Below are 24,860 nucleotides of genomic sequence, written 5' to 3' on the forward strand. Positions count from 1 at the left end.
CTCCCGCCTCACGCGGTCGCCGACGTCGGCGTCGGTCTCGGCGATGCCGCGGGCGAAGTCCTGGGCGCCTAGCGCTGGGTGTCACGAGGCGGGGCCTGGGTCCGGGGCGTCGAGAAGCCACGCCGACCGTGAACCCGCCAGTCCAGCATCTCGGCCGAGCCATAGGCCATGTCCGCCCCCAGCCGAGCGGGCCACAGATCATGATGCTCGCGCGCACGCTCGATCATGGTGCGGGCCGCCGTCGCTTCGGCCTCGTCCAGCACGGCCAGAGTACTCGTCGATAGCGCGGCTGGCGGCCTCGGGCGGCAGGCCTTGGTCGTCCGGGCACGCAGCGTTGGCGGCTGGCGTCGGCCTTGATCAGGCTGGATGCATCGCCGCAGCACCGTCTCGAGCAAAGCGCGCCCTTATGCAGGCGTTATGCTCGGCCGCGCTTTCCACATGGCCCGCTTAGGTCCTCAGGGCGTCTCTTCCGGCTCTCAGTCGAGCTGGAGGTGTCGGCATGGCCGATGTGATTTTTCTGGCGATCGGCGGCGGGGCTTTTCTGGCCTTCGCCGCCCTCGCTGTTGCGTTGAAGAGGTTGTGACGATGCTGCTGAACGTCCTGTGGGGCGCCGGCGCCCTCGTCATTGCTGGCTACATGGTCGCGGCCCTGCTGCGCCCCGAGCGGTTCTGAACGGAGCCGCCTTCTCATGAATATTCAAGGTTGGGCGGAAATCGCCCTGACCCTCGGCCTCGCCGTCATGCTCGGCTGGCCGATCGGGATCTATATGTCGCGCGTCTGGAACGGCGAACGCACCTGGCTGGACCCGGTGCTTAGGCCGGTCGAGGGCCTGTTCTATCGCGCCGCCGGGGTGGACCCGACGCGCAGCCAGGGCTGGCTGGGCTATGCCGGCGCCCTGCTGGCCTTCAACCTGACGGGGTTTGTCCTGCTGTACGCCATGCTGCGTCTGCAGGGCGTCCTGCCGATGAACCCGCAGGGGTTTGACGGCGTCAGCCCGCATCTGGCCTTCAACACGGCCGTCAGCTTCGTCACCAACACCAACTGGCAGAGCTATGGCGGCGAAACGACGCTGTCGACCTTCACCCAGATGGTCGGCCTGACGGTGCAGAACTTCGTCTCGGCGGCCACCGGCGCGACCATTGCCGCCGCGCTCGCCCGCGCCTTCATCGCCAATCGCGGCGAGGGCGTCGGCAACTTCTGGGCCGACCTGACGCGCACCAGCCTCTATGTCCTGCTGCCCATCGCCTTCATCGTGGCCGTGGTTCTGGCCGGACTGGGCGTGGTGCAGTCGCTGGCGGCCTCGGCCCAGGCGACGACGCTGGAAGGCGGATCGCAGACGATCAGCCTGTTCCCGACCGCCAGCCAGCTGGCCATCAAGCAACTGGGCATCAACGGCGGCGGCGTGTTCAACGTCAACTCGGCCCACCCGCTGGAGAACCCCACGCCGCTGACGACGCTGATCACGGCGATCAGCATCAACGTCCTGGGCTGGGCGGCCTTCTTCGCCTTTGGCCGCAGCGTCCTGGCCAAGAAGGACGTGCGCGCCCTGGTGATCGCGGCGATCCTGCTGCTGGGCGCCGCCGGCTCGGCGCTCTACGTCATCGAAAGCCAGCCCGCGCCGGCTCTGGTCGCCGCAGGGGTCGAGACCTCGGTCGGCAATATGGAGGGCAAGGAGGTCCGCTTCGGCGTCCCGGCCTCCGTGGCCTGGGCGGCCCAGACGACCGGCGCCTCGAACGGCTCGGTCAACTCCATGCACGCCAGCTACATGCCGCTGGGCGGGGCTGTGACCATGTTCCTGATGCAACTGGGCGAGATCCTGCCCGGCGGGATCGGCTCGGGCATCGCCGTCATGGTGCTGATGGCCATGCTGGCGGTCTTCGTGGCGGGCCTGATGGTCGGTCGCACGCCTGAATACCTGGGCAAGAAGATCGAGGCGCGCGAGATCCAGTTCGCCATGCTGTCGGTTCTGGTCGTGCCGCTGTCGGTGCTGGGCTTCTCGGCCGTGGCTGCGGTCCTGCCCGAAGCCCTGGCCGGTCTGCTGAACAAGGGGCCGCACGGCCTGTCCGAGGTCCTCTATGCCTATACCTCGGCGACCGGCAACAACGGTTCGGCCTTTGCGGGTCTGACCGCCAATGCCCCCTGGTGGAACACCACCCTGGGTCTGGCCATGCTGCTGGGCCGGTTCGTGCCTGCCATCGCGGTTCTGGCCGTCGCCGGCGCCCTGGTCGCCAAGCCCAAGCTGGCCCCTTCGACCGGGACCCTGCCGACCCATGGCCCGCTGTTCATCGGCCTGTTGATCGGGGTGATCCTGATCCTCGGCGGCCTGCAGTTCTTCCCCGCCCTCTCGCTGGGTCCGATCGGGGAGCATTTCGACATGCTCCAGGTCGTGGCCCGGTTCTGATCGGATAATCCTATGACCCAAGTCACGCTCGATCCGTCGAGCCCCCGGTCAACGCCCATCGCGGGCGGGCTGTCCGGGGCCATGCTCGGCCGGGCGCTCGGCGACGCCGTCGCCAAGCTGAACCCGACGAAACTGCTCAACAACCCGGTGATCTTCGCCACCTGGATCGTCGCCCTGCTGGCGACCGCTTCGGCGGTCGTGGCGGTGGCCAGCGGCCAGGCGGCGGGCTTCGCCATCCAGCTGGCGCTGTGGCTGTGGGCCACGGTCCTGTTCGCCAACGTCGCCGAGAGCATCGCCGAAGGGCGCGGCAAGGCGGCGGCGGACTCCTTGAGGGCCACCCGCGTCACCACCAAGGCCAAGCTGATCGTCGATCCCAAGACCGGCACGGTGGTCCCGACCCCGGCCGGGGAGCTGGAGATCGGCTCCATCGTCCTGGTCGAGGCCGGCGACGTCATCCCCTCGGACGGCGAGATCATCGAAGGCGTCGCCTCGGTCAACGAGGCCGCCATCACCGGCGAAAGCGCGCCTGTCATCCGTGAAAGCGGCGGCGACCGCTCGGCCGTCACCGGCGGCACCACGGTCGTCTCCGACTGGATCAAGGTGCGCATCACCTCGGCCCCCGGCGCCACCTTCCTCGACCGCATGATCGCCATGGTCGAGGGCGCGGACCGTCGCAAGACGCCGAACGAACTGGCGCTTTCGGTGCTGCTGGCCGGGCTGACCCTGGTCTTCCTGATCGCGGTGGCCAGCCTGCTGGGTCTGGGCGCCTATTCCGGGATCAAGCTGGACCCCATCGTCCTGGGCGCCCTTTTCATCACCCTGATCCCGACGACGATCGGGGGACTGCTGTCCGCGGTCGGCATCGCCGGCATGGACAGGTTGCTGAAGGTGAACGTGCTGGCGACCTCCGGCCGTGCGGTGGAGGCGGCAGGCGACGTCGACACCCTGCTGCTCGACAAGACCGGCACCATAACCCTCGGCAACCGCATGGCCTCCGAGGTCATCACCGTGCCGGGCGTGCGTCCCGACGCAGCGATGCGGGCAGCGGTGATGGCTTCGCTGGCGGACGAGACGCCGGAAGGCCGCTCGATCGTCGAGCTGGGCCGCAACGCCGGCGTGATGGGCGACCTGCCTACCGGCGCCAGGACCATCCCGTTCAGCGCCGTGACCCGCCAGTCGGGTCTGGAAGCGGACGGCCAGTCGTGGCGCAAGGGCGCGGTCGACGCCGTGCTGAAATCTCTGGGCATGGCCGAAGGCGCCGCGCCCGCCGAGTTCCGCGCCGCTGTGGACCGCATCGCCCGCTCGGGCGGCACGCCTCTGGCCGTGACCGAGAACGACGCCCTGGTCGGGGTCATTCACCTGAAGGACGTGGTCAAACCGGGCGTGAAGGCGCGCTTCGCCGATCTGCGCCGCATGGGTCTGCGCACCGTCATGATCACCGGCGACAACCCGGTGACGGCGGCGGCCATCGCGTCCGAGGCCGGGGTCGACGACTTCCTGGCCGAGGCGACGCCCGAGGACAAGATGCGCCTGATCAAGGCCGAACAGGCCAAGGGACGCATGGTCGCCATGTGCGGCGACGGGGCCAACGACGCCCCGGCTCTGGCTCAGGCTGACGTCGGCGTGGCCATGCAGACCGGGGCCCAGGCCGCCCGCGAGGCCGGCAACATGGTCGACCTCGACAGCGACCCCACCAAGGTCATCGAGATCGTCGAGGTCGGCAAGCAACTGCTGATCACGCGCGGCGCCCTGACCACCTTCTCCATCGCCAACGACGTGGCCAAGTATTTCGCCATCATCCCGGCGATGTTCGTGGTCGGCCTGCCGTCGCTGGCGGCGCTGAACGTGATGAAGCTGTCCAGCCCGGAGAGCGCCATCCTGTCGGCGGTCATCTTCAACGCCCTGGTCATCGTCGCCCTGATCCCGCTGGCGCTGCGCGGGGTGAAATACCGCGCCGTGGGGGCGGGCAAGCTGCTGGGCCGCAACCTGCTGATCTACGGCCTGGGCGGTCTGATCGCGCCCTTCGTCGGCATCAAGCTCATCGACATCGTCATCTCCGCCCTCGGCCTGGCCTGAAGCCCGCCCTGAGCGATCAAGGAAACCACCATGCGTAAACGCAAGAAACTCGACGGCTCGGACCTGAACAACGCCCTGGTGGGCGGGGCCTGCCTGGTCGCCGTCATCACCCTGGGCCTGTGCACGGCGCCCACGGACGCCAAGGCCCAGGACTTTGCGAAGGGCGCCCGTCCCGAGGTCGCCTTCAACGCCGCCATTGGATCTGACTACGTCTTCCGGGGCGTCAGCCAGAATGAAGGCGATCCGGCGATCTCGGCCGGGGTCGATGTGACGCAAGGCGTCTTCTACGCCGGGGCCTGGGCCGGGAACGTCTCCTTCGCCGGGGACGCCGACACCGACGCCGAGATCGACCTCTACGCCGGCGTCCGGCCCGAGTTCGGCGGCTTCAACTGGGACTTCGGCGTGGTCGGCTATGTCTACGCCGGCCAGCCGGACGGGGCCGACTACGACTATGTCGAGCTGAAGGCCGCGACCTCGCGCGCGGTCGGCCCGGCCACCCTGGGGGCGGCGATCTACTACTCGCCGGACTTCTTCGGCGCGTCCGAGGACGAGGCGACCTATGCCGAGATCAACGGCGCGATCAGCCCGGCCGACAAGTGGACGATCTCGGCGGCGGTGGGGCGCCAGTGGGTGTCGTCTGACTTTGACTACACAACCTGGAACCTGGGCGCGGCCTACCAGCTGACCGACAATCTGGCGCTGGACGTCCGCTATTTCGACACCGACGAACACGACTTCGGCGCCGCCTATGACGGTCGCGTCGCAGCCAGCCTGAAGGCGACCTTCTGATGCTGAACCACATCCGTCCGGCGGTCGTGATGATCGCCCTGTTCACCGGCGTTCTGGGCGTCGCCTATCCGTTCGCGGTGACGGGCGTGGCCCAGACGGTCTTCTCGGAGCAGGCCGACGGCAGCCTGGTCCGAGACAAGGCCGGCAAGGTCGTGGGCTCGGCCCTGGTCGGCCAGACCTTTGCGGAGCCGGTCTATCTGCATCCGCGCCCTTCGGCGGCGGGCAACGGCTATGACGCCTCGTCGTCTTCGGGCGCCAACCTCGGCCCTCTGAACCCGGACCTGATCGCCCAGGTCAAGACGGACGCCGATGCCTTGCGCGCCGCAACGGGTGCGGCGGTTATCCCCGCCGACGCCGTGACGGCCTCGGCTTCGGGCCTCGACCCGCATATCTCCCCGGCCTACGCTAGGCTTCAGGCCGCCCGCATCGCCCAGGCGCGGGGCGTGGCGGTGCAAGAGGTGAGCAAGGTGATCGAACAGCATGTCGAAGGCCGAACATTCGGTGTGCTGGGCCAGCCGCGCGTCAATGTGCTGCTGACCAATATGGCGCTGGACGCGCGCTTCCCTCGTCCCGCCGCGGAGGGCTGATGGCGCCGCCCATCCTCCCGACGACCAAGACCCCGGCCGCCCCGCGAAAGCGTGGGCGGCTGAAGGTTTTTCTGGGCATGTCGCCTGGCGTCGGCAAGACCTACGAGATGCTGCGCGCCGCGCGCCGCCGCAAAGCCGAGGGCGATGATGTCGTCGTCGGCGTGGTCGAGACCCACGGCCGCAAGGAGACCATGAGCCTGCTGCGCGGGCTGGAGGTCATGGCCCGCAGCCCCATCGCCTATCGCGACCGAACCCTGCTGGAGTTCGACCTGGACGGCGCCGTGGCGCGCCGCCCCGGCCTGTTGCTGGTCGACGAATACGCCCACTCCAACGCTCCCGGCTCGCGTCATCCCAAGCGGTGGCAGGACGTGGAGGAGATCCTGGACGCCGGGATCGACGTCTGGACCACGCTGAACGTCCAGCACCTGGAAAGCCTGTCGGACGTGGTGCTGCGCATCACCAGCGTCAGGCAACGTGAAAGCGTGCCGGACAGCGCCCTGTCGCGCGCCGATGACATCGAACTGGTGGACATCACCCCGGAGGAGCTGCGCAAGCGGCTGGCCGAGGGCAAGGTCTATGTGCCGGAGACGGCGCGGCTGGCCTCGGACAACTTCTTCAAGGTCGAGAACCTGACGGCCCTGCGCGAACTGGCCCTGCGCCGGGCGGCCCAGACGGTGGATGATCAGCTGGTGGCCCGACTGCGCGAGCAGGGGGTGCCGGGGCCGTGGGCGGCGGGCGAGCGGATTCTGGTGCTGATCGCGGGCGACGCCATGGCCGCGCCCCTGGTCCGCGCCGGTCGACGGTTGTCGGACATGATGATGGACGCGCCCTGGACCGTGACCCACGTCGACCGGCCCTCGGGCGCGCGGCACGGCGTGGGCTCGGCGGGCAAGCTGTCCGACGCGCTGAAGCTGGCCGAGCAACTGGGCGGGCGGACGGTGGTCCTGAGCGGCGACGACGTGGTGCGCGCCGTCATGGATCACGCCCATCAGAACAACGTCACCCAGATCGTCCTGGCCAAGGGGCGCGACAGCCGCCTGTCCGAATGGCTGGGGCGGTCGCTGGCGGCGGAACTGCTGCGTCAGGCCCGGGGCGTCGCCATCCACGTCATCACCGACGGGGTCGATCTGGAGGAGAAGACGCTGCGGGAGCCGCGTCTGCGTCTGACCGGCGGCTGGCGCGGCTATGCGGTCGGCGCCGCCTGCGTCGTGGCGGCGACGGGCCTGGCCCTGCTGCTGGATCGCACGTTCGAGCGTGTCGATCTGGGCGTCATCTACCTATCGGCGGTGCTGGCGGCGGGGGTGCTTTACGGCCTGAAACCGGCCCTGGCGGCGGCGACGGTCGCCTTCCTGACCTACAACTTCCTGTTTCTTCAGCCGAAATATAGTTTCGCCATCGGGTCGCCGACCGATGTCCTGACCCTGATCGTTTTCTGGGCCGTGGCCCTGACGACAGGCTTCCTGGCGGGTCGGGTGCGCGAGCAGGCGAAGACGGCGCAGCGCCGGGCCTCGGCGGTCTCCGCTCTGCTGGCCGCCAGTCAGAGGCTGACTGGCGTCGGCGATCGGACCACCGCCGCGCGCATCCTGGCCGAGCAGACGGCGGCGGCGGCGGGGGCGGGGGCCGTCGTCCTTCTGCCCGTCAACGACGAACTGACCCTGGTCGCCGGCGCGCCGACCAAGACCCCGCTAGACGCCGAGGCCATGGCCGCCGCGCGCTGGGCCTGGGAGAAGGGGGAACCGGCGGGTCACGGTACCGGCACCCTGCCGCAGGCGCGCTGGACCTTCCGCCCCCTGCAAGGCGTGCGCGACCGCGCGGGCGTGGCCGGGATCGAGGCCGCCGCCCTGTCGCCCGGCTCGGACGAGGAGAAACTGGCCCTGGCCCTGCTGGATCAGGGGGCGGTCGCGGTCGAGCGCGCCGATCTGGCCGGTCAGGCGGTCGAGACCGAGACCCTGCGCCGCACCGACCGTTTCCGGGGCGCGCTGATGAACTCGGTCAGCCATGACCTGAGGACGCCCCTGTCCACAGTGCTGGGCGCCTCGACCACGCTGATTGATCTCGGCGACAAGCTGAAGCCCGAGGTCCGCGCCGACTTGCTGTTGTCGATCCGCGAGGAGGCCGAGCGACTCAGCCGCTATGTCGGCGACCTCTTGGACATGACCCGGCTGGAGGGCGGGGGGCTGAACATCCGCGCCGACTGGGTCGATGTGCGCGACGTGCTGAATGCGGCGGGCAAGCGGGTGGCGCGGCGTCTGGGCGCGCGCAAGATGACCCGCGACTTCCCGGCCCAGCTCAGCCTGGTCATGGTCGATCAGGGGCTGCTGGAACAGGCCCTGGTGAACATTCTGGAAAACGCCATCGTCTACAGCCCCGACGGCTCGACCGTCGAGCTCGCCGCCTATGAAGACCGGGGCTCCGTAGTCATCTCCATCGAGGACGAGGGCAAGGGCATCCCGACCGCCGAACTGGAACGGGTTTTCGATAAATTCCGCCGCATGGAGGAGCCGTCGGACCGCACCAAGGGCGCCGGCCTGGGTCTGGCCATCGCCAAGGGCTTCGTCGAGGCCATGAACGGCCGCATCGCCGCCGCCAGCCCGATCATGGACGGAAAAGGGACCCGTATCCTGATCAGTCTGCCCAAGGCCGTCGTCACCCACCCGAGCCTGCTCTAAGGTCCGCCGATGGCCGCCGTTCGTCCCCAGATTCTCGTCATCGACGACGAGCCCCAGATCCACCGCTTCCTGTCCCCGGCGCTGGACGCCGCCGGCTATGAGCCGCGCCGCGCCGACAGCGGGCAGGAGGGTCTGCGCGGCATCGCCTTATGGAGCCCCGACGCCGTTGTGCTGGACCTCGGCCTGCCCGACATGGACGGCAAGGACGTTCTGGCGCGGGCGCGAGAGTTCTACGCCGGCCCCATCATCATCCTGTCGGCGCGCGACAGGGAGGCGGAGAAGATCGCGGCGCTGGATCTGGGCGCCAACGACTATGTCGAAAAGCCTTTTGGCGTCGGCGAACTGCTGGCCCGGGTCCGCGCCAACCTGCGGCAAGCTGCGTCGCGCGTCGAGATGCAGGGGCCGCTGACGGCGGGCGAGGTGATCATCGATCTGGAGCGCCGCCTGATTACCCGCGCCGACGTCGCCGTGCGCGTCACGCCCAAGGAATACGACGTCCTGGCCCATCTGGCGCGCAACGTCGGCAAGGTGGTCAGCCATCGCGACCTGCTGACCGCCGTCTGGGGCAAGGCTCACGCGGACGACACCCAGTACCTCCGCGTGGTCATCGGCCAATTGCGCCAGAAGCTAGAGATCGACCCCGCACAGCCCCGGTTGATCGTCACCGAACCAGGGGTCGGTTATCGCCTGGTGGATTGATCAACGCCTCAAGGCGCGACTTTGGGAGTACGGCTAAGCGCGTCTAGAGGTCAGCTTCGAAGGCGGGGCGCCATTGTCTGCATGGGGAGCCAGCCAGTCTTCCCCTGGCGCTTATCCGTGGGCGGCCTAATCGCAAAGCTATCTTCATCCAAACTTGGCGCGAATGTAGCTGAAGCGTGAGCGAGCGATCATGAACCCGCCCTAGACCCCCAGGCTGTCGCAGGGGGCAAGGATGAAGTTCAGTATTGCGCCGCTGAAGCGGGCGGGCGTGGCGTTTGTGACGGCGGCGCTAGTCGCGTGGCAGCCGCATCAGGCTACGGCCTCGACCGCCGAGCGACAGTCTCTGCTGCGGCTGCCTTTGAGCCAGAATGGCGGGACGTGGGACGCCGGCCATGTGCAGGGCGTCGCCGTCGATCTCGAAGGCGGCTTCATCTATTATTCCTTCACCAACCTGCTCGCCAAATACGACCTCGAGGGTCGGTTGGTGGGGACGCTGGTCGGGTGGACCGGGCACCTGGGCGACCTAGCCTTCAATCCAGCCGACGGAAAGCTCTACGGCTCGCTGGAATACAAGGCGGATCAGGCGTTCTACATCGCGGTGATCGATGTCAGCGGACTGGATCGGGTCGGGGTCAAGGCCGGCCGCAGCGACCTGTTCAAGACCGTTCATCTGGCCGAGGTCGCGCGGGACTACGTCGCCGACATGGACGGGGACGGACGCTTCGACGGCGATACGGCCAAGACGCGCGACCATCGCTACGGCGCCTCGGGCATCGACGGGGTGGCCTTTGGGCCGCGCTTCGGGCGCAGGGACGGACCCTCGCTGCTGACGGTGGCCTACGGCGTCTATGGCGATGTGACGCGGGCCGACAACGACCACCAGGTCCTGCTGCAATACGACATCGCCGACTGGGAGCGTCACGCCCGTCCGCTGTCCGAGGCCGCGCCGCATCGCGAGGGCCCCGCCGCCGTTGACGGCAAGTATTTTGTCCGTACCGGCAATACGACCTATGGGGTGCAGACCCTCGCCTACGACGCCGAACTCGGGCGCTGGTTCCTGGGGGTCTATCAGGGCCGCAAGGCGGAGTTTCCCAACTATCTGCTGTTCGCCGTCGAGGCCGGGAGCCGGCCCGTGCGCGGCGACCTGATCGGCGTGCCTGCGTCGTCCGGCCCAGGATGGGAGCAGGGGATGCTTCTGCCCCTGGCGGCCGATGGCCTGGAAGATCCAGCCACTGGCTTGCGCGGCTGGCGCTGGAAGGCGGATGTCGGCCTGGAGTCCTTGGGACGCGGCCTCTTCTATCTGGCGATGAATTCCGGCGGGAAGGGGAGCCAGACGGCCGACCTGACCCTGATGCGCTGGACCGGCGATCCGCAGACGCCGTTCGCGCCCGTCGACGCCGAAGAGCGCCGGCGACGAAGCTCCACGCCCTGAGCTGCGCCCGCCCTCTCGGCGCGCCGCTCGCTGTGAGCGGCATCCCCCTCGCTTTTTCTCTTCCCTCCTAGTTGTTCGAGTAAACTCCCATGAAGGCCCGTTCTCGCCACCTCGCCAGCGCCAGCCCGCGAGCCCTCTTGCTGTATCCGCTGATGGCGGCCGCCTTTGCGTCCGTGACGCCTCAGGCGGCGGTGGCGCAAACGACCAGCCAGCCCGCGGCCCAGGCGCCCGCCGCCGCCGGCGCCCTGCGCGGCCGGGTGCTCGACACCGTCAGCGGCGAGTATCTGCGCAATGCCGAGGTTCGCGTCGAAGGCACGGGCATCGTCGCCTATTCCGAGGACGGCGGCGCCTTCCGTCTCAGCGGCGTGCCGACGGGCGAGGTCACGCTTGTGGTCCGCTACGCCGGCCTGCAGGACGCGCGGGCCACAGCCAGCGTCGTCGCAGGCCAGACCACGGTTGTCGACATCGCGCTGAAGGCCCCGCTCTATGCTGGCTCCGATGAGGCGTCTGCCGTGGAGGACATCGTGGTCACTGCCGCACGCGGAGGCCAGGCCAAGGCGCTGATGGAGCGCCGCGTGGCGATGAACGCCAAGAACGTGGTCCCGGCCGACAACTTCGGCGCCCTGACCATGGGCGACGTGGGCGAGTTCATGAAGTCGATGCCGGGCCTGTCGATCGACTACACCGAGGTCGACGCCACCGCCGTGCGCATCGGCGGCCTGCCGCCCAAATATTCCACCTTCACCATGGACGGGGCCAGGATGGCCACGGCCACCTCGAACAACAACTCGGGCCGTCAGAACTCGTTCGAGCAGATGTCGATCACCGGCATCGAGACGATCGAGCTGAACCACACCCTGCTGGCCAGCATGGACGCGGACTCGCCGGGCGGCAGCATCAACCTGCGCAGCAAGTACGCCTTCCAGCTGCCCGGGCGGCAGCTGCGCTTCCAGGTGGGCGGGGTGGCGACCTCGGACTCGGCCCTGTCGCGTCACTACATGCCCGACGACAAGAAGCACGCCAGCCTCTATCCCTCGGCCCAGTTCTCCTACGCCGACGTGTTCCTGGACGGCCGCCTGGGCGTCGCGGTCAGCGCCAGCCATAACGCCAACTATGTGCAGCAGGATCGCATCCAGACCGACTGGTCCTATCTGGCTGACGGCCGGGTGATCCCCTACCAGGTCATGTGGCGCCCGGGGCCGAAGCTGACCAGCCGATCCGCCGCCAACTTGGCGGTGGACTACAAGTTCACCGAAGACCTGATCTTCTCGCTGCGCAGCAACTACTCGTTCTATGACGTCGAGTATTTCAACCAGTACACCTATCTGACGTTCGGCACGACGACGAAGTCCTACGCCACGCCTGAATCGACGGGCACGCATATCGTGGTCAATCCGGATGGCCGGAACACCCGTCTGCACACCGGCTATTCGCACCGCTACGCCGGAACGCCGACCTATCTGATCGCGCCGAAGCTGGAATATAAGGGCGAGACGTGGGAAGCGGCGCTGCGCGCCAGCTACTCGTCGGCGGAGTTCAACTTCCGCGACACCAGCAAGGGCTTCTTCCAGCGAACCGACAACCACCTGACGGGGATCGGCTTCGAGATGGAGCGCGAGTCCACGGACTCCAACGCCTGGTATCTGCGCCAGACGGCGGGTCGTTCGTGGAGCGATCCGATGAACTTCAATCGCGACATCGACATCGGCAACAACGTCCGCACGGCGGAATCGGACGCCGTCAACGACATGTATTCGCTGAACCTGGACGCGAAGAAGCGGCTCAGCCTGGGCGACGTCCACTTCACCCTGATGGGCGGCCTGGGCGCGCGCAGCAATGACTGGCGTACGGACGAGGGCTCCTATCAGCAGTTCCAGTATGTCGGCTCGACCGGCGATCTGACCCAGACCGCCGCCGAAGCCGTGGTGCCGTGGACGCAGAAATACCGCTTCGAGATGATCGGCTTCGATGCGGGCAACATGAACGCCCAGGGCTGGCGCGCCGACAGCCACTACGGAATGTACGACATCTACCGCGAACACCCTGAGTATTTCGTGGCGGACGAGGTCGGCAACCTGAAGCGCCGTCTCGACAACAACAAGCGGGTCAAAGAAGACATCACCTCGGCCTACGTCGAGGCCCAGGCCGACGCGGGCCGCGCGCGCTTCGACCTGGGGCTGCGCTATGAGAAGACCGAGACGGCGGCCCGTATCGCCGTCATCCGTCCGGCCAAGGAGGTCGCGGACGCCGGCCTGTCGGTCAACACGGTCGAGGGGCTGCTGTACCAGTACAACAACGGGACCTATCAGGATCGCAAGGGCGAGTACGACGACTGGTTCTGGAGCGGCGGGGTGAAGTACGACTTCACCGACAAGCTGGTCGGCCAGCTGTCCTTCAGCCAGGCGGTCCTACGCCCCGACTACGGCAACCTGGGCGGGGTGGTGTCGGTCAACGACGACACCATGATCGTGACCGTGCCGAACCCCGAGCTGAAGCCGGAGCATTCGACGAAGTATTACGCCAGCCTGCAGTATTATCTGGCGCCGGCGGGCATCATCGGTCTGTCGGCCTACCAGCTCGACATGCAGGACATGCAGGTCACCGGCATGACGGTGAACCCGGAGGACGTCGGCTTCGATCCGGCCGAGTACGCGGGCTACACCTTCCGCAGCGCCCAGAACCTGCCGGGGACCAGCACCAACCGGGGCTATGTCGCGGAATACAGCCAGCAGCTGACCTTCCTGCCGGGCGCCTGGCGCGGCCTGGGCCTGCATGGCTCGGTGACTTACCTGGATCCGGACGGCGAGCGTCAGGGCACGCCGAAACAGGCGGCCAACTGGGGCGTGCGCTACAACATCGGCCGCTTCGACTTCCAGCTGAACGGCAACTGGCAGTCGAAGTATCGCGTCAGCGGTCTGAACAACACGCCGACCACGGCCAACAACGGCGTCCTCTACCACTCGCCGCGCGAGCTGTGGAATGTCAGCGTCAACTACAAGATCAACGACCACTTCGACCTGATGCTGGCCGGTCGGAACATCTTCAACTCGCCGGACGTCATCTACTCCAACGAGCGTGATCGGGTGCAGCAGTACACCGTCTACGGCTCGATGTGGAACATCGGCGTCAAGGGCGTCTTCTGATCCGCCCGAACGTCTGAAGGCCCGGCGGCCGCGTCGTCTCGCGACGGCGCGGTCGTGCTGGGTCGAACCGGGCGGCCCTGTCGCTCGATTGCATTTCCAAAGGATATGGCATGCCTCTGATGCTTGATCGACGGCGGCTGGTGCTGGGCGGCGGCCTGGGGCTGGCGGCGCTGGGCCTGCCGGGCGGCGCGGCGCTGGCGCGCGAACTTCTCAGCGCCTCCGGCTTCACCCACGGCGTGGCCAGCGGCGAACCAGGGCCGGACTCCCTGCTGCTGTGGAGCCGCTACGTTCCCTCGGGCGGCGTCGACGAGGTCCGCCTGGACGCCGAGATCGCCCTGGACGCAAGCTTCCATCAGGTCGCGGCGCGCGGCGTGGTGCGGACCGGCGCCTATCGCGACTGGACGGTGAAGATCACCCTGGACGGTCTGCAACCGGGCACGACCTACTGGTATCGCTTCATCGGCCCAGACGGCTCGCGGTCGCAGACGGGGCGGGCGCGGACCCTGCCGGTCGGTCGGGCCGAGCGGTTCCGCATCGGCCTGTTCTCCTGCTCCAACCTGCCGATGGGCTGGTTCAACGCCTATGCCCATGCGGCGGCGCGCGACGACGTCGACCTGTGGCTGCACGTCGGCGACTATGTGTATGAGTACGGCCTGGGCTCCTACGCCGTGGACGACCGGATCGCCGAGCGCGCGGTCCTGCCCGCCCATGACCACGAGATGGTGGCTCTGGCCGACTATCGCCTCCGCTTCGCCTGCTATCGCGCCGACCCCGACCTGCAGGCCGTGCATGCGGCGGCGCCCATGGTCTGCGTCTGGGACGATCATGAATCGACCAACGACAGCTGGGAAGGCGGGGCGCAGAATCATCAGGCAGCCACCGAAGGCGACTGGAGCACGCGCCGCGCCGCCGCCGCTCAGGCCTATCTGGAATGGATGCCGATCTCGGAAGAGCCGTGGAAAGCCTATACGATCGGCGATCTGGCCACCCTCTATCGCACGGAATCGCGCCTGATCGGCCGCACGCGCCAGGCCGACATCGGCGCCGCCTATCGCGAGGGGACGGAAGCCGCCCTGACCGCCTTCCGCGACGGCGCCTGGCAGGACGCCTCGGCCTCCATGCTGGGCTCGACCCAGGAGGCCTGGTTGGCGCGCGAACTGCGGATCAACGCACCCAAGACAGCCTGGCAGGTGGTGGGTATGGGCACGATCATGGGGCGCACCGTCATGCCCCACGACGCCGTCAGCTGGCTGCGCTCGGACCTGAGCGAAGGCGCCGTCCGCTCCTTCACCAACGCCGCGCGGGCGGGGCGGGTCGGCCTGCCCATGTGGATGGACCGCTGGGACGGCTATCCGGCGGCGCGCTCGCGCTTCCTCAAGGCGGCGCAGGCGGCCGACGCGGATCTGGTCATGTTGGCCGGCGACAGCCACAACGCCTGGGCCTATTCACTGTCCGAGGACGGTCGCCCGGCCGGGGTGGAGTTCGCCGGTCAGGCCGTGACCTCCAACGGCATCGAAAAACAGTTGGGCGTGGCCCCCTCGGTCGCCGCCCGTTCCTTCGTCGCCGCCAACCCGGAGATGGCCTGGGCCCAGACCAGCGGGCGCGGCTATATGATGATCGACATCACGCCGGACCGCGTCGGCGGCGAGTGGATCTTCATGGAGACGATCAAGGCGCGCAGCACCGCCGTCGCAGGCGCGCACCGGATGACAGTCCAGAAGGGACGGCGACGTTTCGTCGCCTGAGGGTTTGCTGGTCTTCAGGCAGATCGACGCGCGGGCCCACCCGGACCGGCGTATCCGATCAGAAGCGGAACCGAGGTCCGGCCGTGAATTGGCGCTCAGCTACGCCATAGACTGCGGCTTCGGCCGTGGAGGTCACTTGGGCGTTGGCTCCGTCCATCACCCCACCCAGACCGGCGGCTTGCGCAGGTCCCATTGCAACTCGCGTTCAAGCTCGAAGGCTAGTTGAAGCAGGATGGCTTCGCCCCCGGGGCGGGTTGAGAACTGCAGGCCGAGAGGCAGGCCGTCACGACTCTGGCCCATCGGCAGGGTGATCGCGGGCGTGCCGGCGACGTTGTCGAGCCACGTCGGGGCGTAGCCGAACAGACGTTCCATCTGGGTTTCGACCGGCAGGGCCTGATCCAGATAGGACAGCGGGACCGGCGGCTTGTTCTGCGTCGGGGTGATGAAGACATCGATGCTGTCGAACTGGGCGAGGTAGCCCTCCATAGACCCGCCGAGGATTCCTAAGGCAGCGCTCATGGCTTCGGGGGCGAGCGTCGGCCGATCTCGGCCAGGGCGAGGGTCAGGGGCTCTAGGTCGTCGGGGCCTGCCTCGCGCCCCAGGTCGACCCTTGGGCTCGAGCTAGCGTCGCTCTTAGTGAACCATGAAGCTGACGGTCCCGGTCATGCGGTGGCCGTCCGGCGCCTCGGCGACCCATATCGCCCGATAGGTTCCGGGCGCGAGACGCGGCAGGGGCGCGCCGACGCTGAGCGCGGCAGGCGCTTCCGGCGCCGTGACCACGATCGGAGCATGGTCCTCCATCGTCAGGGTGACGGTCCTGAGCATCATCGGATGGGGGAAGGTCACGTTGAAGCGCTCCGGCGAGCCGTGCGTCATGGCGCCGTCGGCCGGGCTGGTGACGATGCCCGAGGCGGCCGATGCCTGCGGATGCATTCCAGCGTGGCCGGAATGGGGATCCTGCGCGAAGGCTGCGCCGGCGGTGAGAGCCAGCGCAGTGGTGAAAGCCAAGGTGCGCATCATTGTCAGCTATCCTTCAGTGTTAGAACCAGGCCTTCAGGCCGACCACGAAACGCATGTCCTCGGCGTCTTGGCCGCGGGCCTTGGCGTAATCGGCCGTGTCGCCCAGCGAGCGGCTCCACTCGACGCCGGCATAGGGCGCGAACTCCTTGCGGATTTCATAGCGCAGGCGCAGCCCCGCCGTGACCGAGGTCAGGCCCGAGCCCACCTCCAGTTCCGGGATGTCGCTCGCCGACATATGCAGTTCGACCGCCGGCTGCAGGATCCACTTCTGGGTGATGCGCTGGTCGTATTCGGCTTCGAAGCGGGCGGTCAGGTCGCCCTCGGTCGACAGGAAGGCGGCGGCGCCCATCTCGAACCAATAGGGGGCCACGCCTTGGACGCCGACGGTCAGATGGGTCGTGTCGTCGCCGTCGGGACGGATGTCCTGGCGCAGGCCTGCCTGCAGATCCCAGAAGGGGGCGACGGCACGGCTGTAGAGGGCCTGGAACTCGGCCTCGTGCAGGTTGCCGCCGAACTCGCCTTCGCCCTCGGTCTTCCACCAGAAGCGGTTGATGTCGCCGCCGGTCCAGCCCTGGGCCTCCCAACTGTAGCCGTCGGCGCCGTCGCCGAAGTTGGCTTCGAGGGAGTCGATGAATACGGCGGTCGAGCGGATGTCGCCGTTCTCGGCCAGCAACTGCTTGCGCGCCGCAGCCATGACGACCGGGTCGAACAGCAGGTCAGCGGCGTGGGCGGGGGCCGCGCGCGCGGCGGCGGGGGGAGGAGTCTCGACCATGCGGCCGCCGACGGCGTCCACGCTGGTCGGGATGTTCGGACCACCGCGTGTCGCGCCCATGTCATGACCGGCGTGCGGGTCGGCCTGAGCCGCTGGGGCGGAAGCCATGGCGTGGCTCGCGTGGGGATCGGCCGCAGCAGCGCCGTGTCCGGCGTGGCTGCTCATGTCATGACCGGCGTGCGGATCGGCTTGGGCCGCTGGGGCTGGAGCCGTGGCGTGGCCCCCGTGGGGATCGGCCGCAGCAGCGCCGTGTCCGGCATGGCTGCTCATGTCATGACCGGCGTGCGGGTCGGCCTGAGCGCCGGTGGCGGCTGCGCCGTGCGTGGGGCAGGGCTTGCCGTCACGCATCATCGGGCGGTCATGCGCGGGCTTGGCCGGCGGAGTCGCCGCTTGAGCAGCGGGAGCATGGCCGGCATGTCCGGCATGGCTCTGGGTCAGGGCGGGCCCGCCGGCGGCCACCATCAGCGGGGCGAGCGCGAGCGAAAGAGAAAGGGACTTCACGAGACGGTTCCATCCAGCGGGCGAACAGTGACGACGTTGAACATGCCCGCATGCATGTGCATCAGAAGGTGACAGTGGAAGGCCCAGTCGCCGGGTGCGTCGGCGGTTAGGTCGAAGGTGACCTTGCCGCCCGGGGCGACGTTGACCGTGTGCTTCAGCGGCTGATGTCCGTCGTGGCCGTTGACCAGTTCGAAGAAATGGCCGTGCAGGTGGATGGGGTGGGCCATCATGGTGTCGTTGACCAGGGTCACGCGCACCCGTTCGTTCAGCTCGAAGCGGATCGGCTCGACAACTTCAGAGAATTTCCGTCCGTCGAAGCCCCACATGAACCGCTCCATATTGCCGGTCAGGTGGATCTCCATGGAGCGCGAGGGCGCGCGATGGTCCTTGTTCGGCGTCAGCGAAACCAGATCGGCGTAGACCAGCACGCGGTGGTCGACGTTATCCAGACCCTGAGGCCTGTCGGCCAGACGGTTGGAAGGAGCGGGCGAAATCATGTCGACGCCGACGCCGACCGCCATGTCGGCCGGGGCGTTGTTCGGATCGCGCATGCTGTGGCTCATGCCGCCGTGGTCCATCGGCGCGGCGGTTGCGGCCGCGCCTGCGGCCGTACCGTGGCCTATGGCCGCGTGGTCGGCGCCGGCAGCGCCGTGGCCCATGGCGCTGTGGTCCATTCCGCCGTGATCCATGCCGCCCATGCCCATGTCCTTCATGGTCAGGTTCGGGACCTGGCGCAGCGGCGGGACCTCGGCCGTCATGCCCAGGCGCGGCGCCAGGGTGGCGCGGCCCATGCCCGAACGGTCGATGGCCTCGGAAACGATGGTGTAGGCGCGATCCTCAGTGGGACGGACGATGACGTCATAAGTCTCGGCGACCGAGATCTGGAACTCGTCCACCTCGACCGGGCGCACGTTCTCGCCGTCGGCGTTGACCACGGTCATGGCCAGCCCCGGAATGCGGACGTTGAAGATCGACATGGCCGAGGCGTTGATGATGCGTAGCCGCACGCGCTCGCCGGGCCGGACCAGGCCGGTCCAGTTCTCGTCCGGCCCGTGGCCGTTGACCAGATAGGTGTAGGTCGAGCCGTTGACGTCCAGGATGTCGCGCGGGTCCATCCGCATGGAGCCCCACATCCGCCGCTCGGCCAGGTTCATGCGATCAGATCCGTCGATCAGGCCCGCCAGCGTCGTCTTCTGCTGGTTGAAGTAGCCGGGGCTCTTCTTCAGTTTGTCGAGGATTTCGTGCGGATGCAGGAAGCTCCAGTCCGACAGGACCAGGACATGCTCGCGGTCATAGGCGACCGGGTCGGCGCCCGCCGGATCGATGACGATAGGGCCATAGTGGCCCATGGCTTCCTGAAGGCCGGAATGGCTGTGGTACCAATAGGTGCCCGACTGCTTGATCGGGAACTCATAGACGAAGGTCTCGCGCGGCTTGATGCCAGGGAAGCTGATGCCCGGCACGCCGTCCATTTGGAACGGCAGCAGCAGGCCGTGCCAATGGATCGAGGTGTCCTCGTCCAGGGTGTTCGTCACCGACAGGCGCACGTTCTGGCCCTCGCGCATCCGCAGCAGGGGGGCTGGCAAAAGGCCGTTCACCGTCACCGCATGGCCGGTGCGGCCGCCGACGGTGAAGTCGGAGCGCCCGACCCTCAAGTCGATGTTCGGCCCGGTCAGGGTCGGCAGGTCGGCGCGAAGGCCCGGCGATCCGGTCTGGGCCCAGGCGGGCAGTAGGCCCTGCAGGCCCAGGACGCCGCCGCCCAGGGCGGCGCCTCTCAATAGGGTTCGACGGTCCAGGGATGTTGTCGCCATGTCGTCCAGGTCTCAAGGAAGCCGTTCGCCAAGGGATGGCGGGCAGGGAAGAGGTTTGATCGGGATACGCGAAGAATGCGATGGCCCCTCGCCCCGCCGTTGCGGCAGGGCGCCGCAGGCTCGGCCAAGGTCCAGGTCTAGGGTGTCCGACGTGCGTCGGTCTCAACCCCTCAGGGCCAGGTTCAGTTTCTGTCGCGCGCGGGCGATGCGGGTTTCCACCGCCTTGGGGGTGACGCCGAGCACTTCGGCGATCTCTGCGTGAGAGCGGCCTTCCAGGGCTGCCAGCAGAAGCGGCGCCTTCAGCGCGTCGGGCAGGTCGGCCAGGACGCGATCAAGGTCGGCCATGCGGCGGCCGGCGTCCAGACGGGCCTCGGGCTCGGGCGCCTCCTCGCCCACGGCCATGGCTTCGGGACCGTCCAATCCCATGACGCCGCGCACGATGCGCCGCACCGTCCGCTTTCTGCCCCAGTCGCGGCACTTGTTGACGGCGATGCTGCGCAGCCACGTCGCAAAGGGCCGCGCCGGATCGTAGCGCCGGATGGCCATCCACGCGGAGGCGTAGGTTTCCTGCAGCAGGTCCTGAGCCTCGTCCGCATCGCCGACATACCGGCGGACGAAGCGGTACAGCTCGCCGCTGGTCGCCGCCATCAGGGCGGAGAAGGCGCGTCGATCGCCCTGCGCGGCCCGGATTTCGTCTGTGTCGTCGTCGGCCGCCACCCCGGGCTTACCTGGGCTCTTGCGTCAGGGCGCCGGCGATTTCCCTGTCGAAGACGCGAGCCTGTTCCGGCGTCAGCACCGCGCGCATCTCGAACACATGGGCGATGGTCGCTTTCTGCAGCGCGCCCATGGCGTCGTGGAAGTGATCGACCGCGGCGCGCACCTCGGGGCTGTCGCCCTGGCTGGCGGCGATGGCCTGGGCCAGTTCGCGGTTGGCGGCGCGAACGTCTGCCTCCAGAGCCTCGCGCCGAACGGCGAAGCGGGCTTCGATCTCGTCCAGGCGGACATCCTGTTCGGCAGTGAGGTCCAGCTTCTGATGCACGATCTCATGCAAGCCGGGCGTCTCATGCCGCTGCATCATCCAGCCGGCGCCAAGCCAGGCTCCGCCGGCGCTCGCCAGGGCCGCCATGACCACGGTCAGGGCGATCGACTTCCAGTTCGAGCTCATCCGCCAACCTCGACGCTCGTCATCGGCGACAGGCCGGCGGAGACGCTGAAGACCTGGATGTCGGACGGCCGGGGCTTGAAGGCCTGGCCCAGTACGCCGCCGTTGGTCACGCCGACCAGCAGCGCGAAGGCCAGGACGGCCAGGCGCACCTGACCCTGGCGGCGTTGCGCCTGCCGCTCCTCGATGCGGCGCCAGACGCGCCCTTCCAGCCCGGTCAGATGCGCGGTTTCGTCGCTTGAAAGCGGCGTCGCCAGCATGCGCTCGATGTCGTCGGTCATTGCAAATCCTCGCGGCCCCGACGGTGAATACGCAGCCCGTCGTTCCTTCCCTTGAAAGCGCATGAGGGGGCGCGCGTCGATAGGCGTATAGGGTTCATTCGGCCGTGGCGGCCGCGGCGCCTTGAGCTTGAGGGGAAGCTATGAAGGTCCTGCGTTATTCGACCCAGATTCACAAATGGGTCGGCCTGGTGGTGGGCTTGCAGGTGTTGTTCTGGGTCGGGGGCGGCCTGGTCATGACCGCAATCCCGATCGAAGCGGTGCGCAGCGAGCATCGGCTGAAGGCGGCGGCGCCGGTCGCCCTGGCCCTGGATCAGGCCTTGCCGCTGGCCGAGGCCGCGCGCCTGTCGGGCGTGGCGCCCGCGCGCGCCGAGTTGAAAACCACGCCGCGCGGACCTGCCTGGGTCCTGACCCCGCTTGAGGGCGCGCCTGTCACCGTGGCCGCCGCGACCGGCCGATCCTTCGCCGCCATGAGGGAGGACGAGGCCTCGGCCCTGGCAGCGGCCGCCTATCGGGGCGGGGCGGCGCCCAGGCAGGCGGTTCTGCTGGATCAGGCGCCGAAGGAGACGGGCCGCGAGGGGCCGATCTGGCGCGTGGAATTCAACGACGCCGAACGGACGGCTTTCTATCTGTCGCCGCAGACGGGCGATGTGGTGACGCGGCGCTCGGCGGTCTGGCGCTTCTACGACTTCTTCTGGCGGCTCCATATCCTGGACTTCAAGGACGGCGACAACTTCAACCATCCCTTGCTGATCGGCCTGACGGCACTGACGCTCAGCATCGTGATCACCGGCTTCATCCTGCTTTGGATACGCCTGGCGCGCGACCTGAAGACGGCGCGGGCGGTGCGGGCGGCCCGCCGCAAGGCCGCCCTCTAGGACTCGTCGCTACAGGGCTGCGGGTGGCGGCAGCGTTCCCATGACCGCGATCACGGCCAGAATCCCCAAGGCCGCAGCGAACTCGATCGTCAGGCTCTTCTTCAGATGGGGAAGCGCCTGGCCGGCGTCCCTGGCCATCAGAGGCGCGAGGCGAAAACGGTGGATCGCCGCCAAGCCGAGCATCAGGCCGAACAGGACCAGTTTGATCATCAGAAGGACGCCATACGGGCTGGTCCACAGTTCAAGCGCCTTCGACGGCCCGACCAGGAAGGCGCTGTTGATCAGGCCGGTGACGATCAACGTGCCGACCGCCGTCGCGCCGACCCCGGCGAACCCGGTCAAGCTGCGCGCCACGCTCGCCTCCCAGGCGGGATCCTCCGCAGGTCGCCGCACGACCAGGACCGCGAAGGCGGCCAGGGCGCCGATCCAGATGGAGGCGGCCAGGGCATGGAGGACGTCGGAGATCAGATGCGCCGCATGGCCTGCGCCTTCGGTCGCGGCGCCGTGGCCGGTCCAGGCGAAGCTGGCCGAGACGATGACGCCCAGCAGCGTCAGCACGCTCCACATCGGACGTCCGGGCCGCAGCAGCAGGGCCGCCCCCAACGCCAGGACGGCCGCCAGCGTCCGCACCATCAGCGCCTGGCCCAATCCCATGCCTGTGACCATAAACGCCAGGGTGGCGGGCTTGACGGCTTCGCTCAACGACCCGGCCATCATTGCGGTCTGGGTCACCAGGGCGGCGGGCGCGGCCACCGCCGCCGCCGCCGCCGCCCAGATCAGGACCTGACGCGGCCAGCGCAGACCCAGCGGCCCGACCGCCTGCTGACTGTAGAGCATGAAGGCGGGCAGCCCCAGCAGCAACGCCCCGGCGGCGTATTGCAGGCCGCGCAGGACGACGATCCAGACGTCGGCCATTTCAGCGGACGGTGAAGCCGTGGCGGCCGGTCATGCGGTGGCCGTCGCTGGAAGCGATGCGCCAATTGACGACATAGGCGCCGGCAGGCAGCGGCCGAGCCAGCGTTCCGGTCAGGGTCTTGCCGTCCTGTGACACAGCGACCCTGATCGCGATTTTCGCACCCGCGGCGTTTATCACGTCGAAGCTGGAAAAGGCCGCCATGGTCCGCTCGCTGAAGGTCAGGCTGATGGACCGGGGCGCCGACACGGCGGAACCGGGCGCCGGCGTCGCGCTGACGAGACGGGCGTGCGCCGCCGCCGGGCCGGCCGCGATCGTCACGGCCGCGACGGCGACGAAGGGGACGATATTTGAGTAACCCACGCGCGGTCTCCACGGTATTGGCCGATATTGGCCGCGTGATCATCTACGCGTCGGGCGGGCGCTTCCCTCATCGGATCGGTGTTGGCTGGCCGAAAGTGAAGACACAGTAGTCGAGCGTGACTCATTCAGGCCGTCCAGGAGGCGCCGGTATTGCTTCCGAAAGAGCCGAGGTCGCTGACATAAAAGTGGACTTTGACGCGGTCCTTCCAAGTTTTTCGGAGGGGCTCGCCTGATCGCCCAGGCCCGCGAAAAGCCTATCGACGTTCGTGGTGAACGTCCCGCTCCCGAGCGGAGGCGCGGCGGCGGCTCGGCCTCAGCCTGAGCTTCTTTTGCGCAGGATGTTGGACGCAAGCTTCGCGAGAAAGTCTTCGACGCGGCGGAACGGTTTGAATCCGGGCGGCTTCCTTCAACACCTCATCAAAGGAGAAAGTCCATGACAAGAGCCCTCATCGGCCTGGCGGGAGCCGCCCTTCTGCTCGGAGCGTGCGGCAATGGTCGCGACGCCGAGGCGCCTGTTGAAGGGCCTGTGGTGTCCGAGTCCGAAACGCCCAGGAACCCCGCCGTCGACACGACGCAGAACGCTGCAGACGGGACGCTCACGCCGGGCGCGAACTCCTTCACCGAGGGCCAGGCGCGAAGCGCCATTGAAAAACAGGGCTACGCCCAGATCGGCGCCCTGAGCCAAGGCCAAGACGGCGTCTGGACGGCGACCGCCGTCAAGGACGGCGTCCAGTCCAAGGTTTCCGTCGACTACAAGGGCGTTGTCAGCGCCTCGCCCGCTTCCTGATGCTTAAGGAGATTTCCATGTCCACGATCACGCGCCTTTACGATACTCACACCGAAGCGATGGATGCCGTGTCCGCCCTTGAAGCTGCAGGTTTTGCAGAGGGCGACATCAGCATCATCTCCAACAACTCCGATAACTGGCATGAGGGCCACCGCCATCACGGGCGCTCGCCGGGCGATATGAACGGCGATGGCGAGAACGACGTCGCAGAAGGCGCTGGCAAGGGCGCGGCGACGGGCGGCGCGCTCGGCGTGGGCGCCGGCGTTCTGGCAGGCTTGGGCATGCTGGCGGTGCCGGGCTTGGGCCCCGTGGTGGCTGCCGGCTGGCTCGCGTCGGCGGCGGCTGCGGGCGTCGCGGGCGCCGCTGCAGGCGGCGCGGTCGGCGGCATCCTCGGCGCGCTCAAGGAGGCGGGCCATGATGACAATGACGCCCACGTCTACGCCGAGGGCGTGCGTCGGGGCGGGACCTTGGTCAGCGTCCGCGTCGATGAAGCGGAGCGGTCCAGGGCGCAGGCGATCCTGGACGAAAGCCGGGGCTGGGACGCCGGCGCTCGAGGCGCAGCCTACCGCGAAGCCGGCTGGACGAACTTCGACCCTGCCGCCGCGCCCTATACCACCGAAGAAATCGCTGCCGAGCGCGCGCGATATCGATAAGGCGAAGAGGGGAGGCGGCGCGAACGCAATCGCGCCGCCTTCACGCCTAAGGCGGATCGCAGGACGGGGCGATGACGCGCAGATAAGGCTTCGTTCTGGCGCCCTGCCGCCGCGTGGCATGATCACGAGGGGGGCTCTCGAAGCTTCACCTAGGCGCAACGGCCGTTGCGCAGCTTAAGGG

The 24,860-nt window shown here is 68.2% G+C and carries 23 protein-coding genes; 13 read left to right on the forward strand and 10 right to left on the reverse strand.

Going from position 1 to position 24,860, the window contains the following annotated elements; all coding sequences use genetic code 11:
* Nucleotides 1–68: 68 nt before the first annotated feature.
* Nucleotides 69–263, reverse strand: coding sequence for a hypothetical protein (locus DA69_RS02870; protein WP_025977553.1), 195 nt, complete (start codon nt 261–263; stop codon nt 69–71).
* A 322-nt stretch (nt 264–585) separates the two neighbouring features.
* Between DA69_RS02870 and DA69_RS14665 the strand changes: the two genes are divergently transcribed.
* The 10 genes from DA69_RS14665 to DA69_RS02915 all read left to right on the forward strand — a co-directional run bounded on the left by DA69_RS14665 (nt 586) and on the right by DA69_RS02915 (nt 15,541).
* Nucleotides 586–672, forward strand: coding sequence for a potassium-transporting ATPase subunit F (locus DA69_RS14665; protein ID WP_327020087.1), 87 nt, complete (start codon nt 586–588; stop codon nt 670–672).
* A gap of 16 nt (nt 673–688) precedes the next feature.
* Nucleotides 689–2,401, forward strand: coding sequence for a potassium-transporting ATPase subunit KdpA (gene kdpA / locus DA69_RS02875; RefSeq protein ID WP_025977552.1), 1,713 nt, complete (start codon nt 689–691; stop codon nt 2,399–2,401).
* Nucleotides 2,402–2,413: 12 nt separating this feature from the next.
* Nucleotides 2,414–4,477, forward strand: a complete 2,064-nt coding sequence (gene kdpB / locus DA69_RS02880) for a potassium-transporting ATPase subunit KdpB (RefSeq protein ID WP_025977551.1) — start codon at nt 2,414–2,416, stop codon at nt 4,475–4,477.
* A gap of 30 nt (nt 4,478–4,507) precedes the next feature.
* Nucleotides 4,508–5,266 carry a TorF family putative porin gene (locus DA69_RS02885; protein ID WP_025977550.1) on the forward strand — a complete coding sequence of 253 codons (759 nt, stop codon included), beginning with the start codon at nt 4,508–4,510 and terminating at the stop codon, nt 5,264–5,266.
* A complete protein-coding gene (gene kdpC, locus DA69_RS02890) occupies nt 5,266–5,853 on the forward strand; it encodes a potassium-transporting ATPase subunit KdpC (RefSeq protein WP_025977549.1) in 588 nt (195 codons plus the stop codon). The genes DA69_RS02885 and kdpC overlap by 1 nt, the downstream gene beginning before the upstream one ends.
* Nucleotides 5,853–8,522, forward strand: a complete 2,670-nt coding sequence (locus tag DA69_RS02895) for a sensor histidine kinase (RefSeq protein WP_025977548.1) — start codon at nt 5,853–5,855, stop codon at nt 8,520–8,522. The genes kdpC and DA69_RS02895 overlap by 1 nt, the downstream gene beginning before the upstream one ends.
* A gap of 9 nt (nt 8,523–8,531) precedes the next feature.
* Nucleotides 8,532–9,221, forward strand: a complete 690-nt coding sequence (locus DA69_RS02900) for a response regulator (protein WP_025977547.1) — start codon at nt 8,532–8,534, stop codon at nt 9,219–9,221.
* A 232-nt stretch (nt 9,222–9,453) separates the two neighbouring features.
* A complete protein-coding gene (locus DA69_RS02905; RefSeq protein WP_025977546.1) occupies nt 9,454–10,653 on the forward strand; it encodes a hypothetical protein in 1,200 nt (399 codons plus the stop codon).
* An 89-nt stretch (nt 10,654–10,742) separates the two neighbouring features.
* Nucleotides 10,743–13,796, forward strand: a complete 3,054-nt coding sequence (locus DA69_RS02910; RefSeq protein ID WP_082891413.1) for a TonB-dependent receptor — start codon at nt 10,743–10,745, stop codon at nt 13,794–13,796.
* A gap of 110 nt (nt 13,797–13,906) precedes the next feature.
* Complete coding sequence (locus tag DA69_RS02915) at nt 13,907–15,541, forward strand: alkaline phosphatase D family protein (protein WP_025977544.1); 1,635 nt, start codon at nt 13,907–13,909, stop codon at nt 15,539–15,541.
* A 156-nt stretch (nt 15,542–15,697) separates the two neighbouring features.
* Here DA69_RS02915 and DA69_RS02920 read toward each other — a convergent pair whose 3' ends face one another.
* From DA69_RS02920 to DA69_RS02950, 7 genes are all read right to left on the reverse strand, one after another.
* The gene (locus DA69_RS02920) at nt 15,698–16,027 is read right to left on the reverse strand and encodes an amidase family protein (protein WP_025977543.1); all 330 of its coding nucleotides are present in this window, start codon (nt 16,025–16,027) and stop codon (nt 15,698–15,700) included.
* Nucleotides 16,028–16,174: 147 nt separating this feature from the next.
* The gene (locus DA69_RS02925; protein ID WP_025977542.1) at nt 16,175–16,561 is read right to left on the reverse strand and encodes a copper resistance CopC family protein; all 387 of its coding nucleotides are present in this window, start codon (nt 16,559–16,561) and stop codon (nt 16,175–16,177) included.
* A gap of 19 nt (nt 16,562–16,580) precedes the next feature.
* A complete protein-coding gene (locus tag DA69_RS14845) occupies nt 16,581–17,834 on the reverse strand; it encodes a copper resistance protein B (protein ID WP_235599197.1) in 1,254 nt (417 codons plus the stop codon).
* Entirely contained in the window at nt 17,831–19,645 is a 1,815-nt protein-coding gene (locus DA69_RS02935; protein ID WP_025977540.1) for a copper resistance system multicopper oxidase, read from the reverse strand. Before DA69_RS02935 ends, DA69_RS14845 begins: the two co-directional genes overlap by 4 nt.
* A gap of 162 nt (nt 19,646–19,807) precedes the next feature.
* Nucleotides 19,808–20,362 (reverse strand): RNA polymerase sigma factor, encoded by a 555-nt coding sequence (locus DA69_RS02940; RefSeq protein WP_025977539.1) that lies wholly within the window; start codon nt 20,360–20,362, stop codon nt 19,808–19,810.
* A gap of 7 nt (nt 20,363–20,369) precedes the next feature.
* A complete protein-coding gene (locus tag DA69_RS02945) occupies nt 20,370–20,810 on the reverse strand; it encodes a Spy/CpxP family protein refolding chaperone (protein ID WP_025977538.1) in 441 nt (146 codons plus the stop codon).
* Nucleotides 20,807–21,088, reverse strand: coding sequence for a hypothetical protein (locus tag DA69_RS02950; RefSeq protein ID WP_025977537.1), 282 nt, complete (start codon nt 21,086–21,088; stop codon nt 20,807–20,809). The genes DA69_RS02945 and DA69_RS02950 overlap by 4 nt, the downstream gene beginning before the upstream one ends.
* A gap of 140 nt (nt 21,089–21,228) precedes the next feature.
* Here DA69_RS02950 and DA69_RS02955 point away from each other — a divergent pair, with 140 nt between their 5' ends.
* On the forward strand, nt 21,229–21,963 hold the full coding sequence (locus DA69_RS02955) for a PepSY domain-containing protein (RefSeq protein WP_025977536.1): 735 nt from the start codon (nt 21,229–21,231) through the stop codon (nt 21,961–21,963).
* Nucleotides 21,964–21,972: 9 nt separating this feature from the next.
* Here DA69_RS02955 and copD read toward each other — a convergent pair whose 3' ends face one another.
* Both copD and copC read right to left on the reverse strand, forming a co-directional pair.
* On the reverse strand, nt 21,973–22,878 hold the full coding sequence (gene copD / locus DA69_RS02960; RefSeq protein WP_025977535.1) for a copper homeostasis membrane protein CopD: 906 nt from the start codon (nt 22,876–22,878) through the stop codon (nt 21,973–21,975).
* A gap of 1 nt (nt 22,879) precedes the next feature.
* A complete protein-coding gene (gene copC, locus DA69_RS02965) occupies nt 22,880–23,197 on the reverse strand; it encodes a copper homeostasis periplasmic binding protein CopC (RefSeq protein WP_235599198.1) in 318 nt (105 codons plus the stop codon).
* A gap of 475 nt (nt 23,198–23,672) precedes the next feature.
* Here copC and DA69_RS02970 point away from each other — a divergent pair, with 475 nt between their 5' ends.
* Nucleotides 23,673–24,026: a hypothetical protein gene (locus tag DA69_RS02970; protein WP_025977533.1), complete on the forward strand. Its 354-nt coding sequence runs from the start codon at nt 23,673–23,675 to the stop codon at nt 24,024–24,026.
* Nucleotides 24,027–24,043: 17 nt separating this feature from the next.
* Complete coding sequence (locus DA69_RS02975) at nt 24,044–24,679, forward strand: hypothetical protein (protein ID WP_025977532.1); 636 nt, start codon at nt 24,044–24,046, stop codon at nt 24,677–24,679.
* Nucleotides 24,680–24,860: the final 181 nt, after the last annotated feature.

This window comes from Brevundimonas naejangsanensis (genome assembly GCF_000635915.2).
Taxonomy (GTDB): Bacteria; Pseudomonadota; Alphaproteobacteria; order Caulobacterales; family Caulobacteraceae; genus Brevundimonas; species Brevundimonas sanguinis.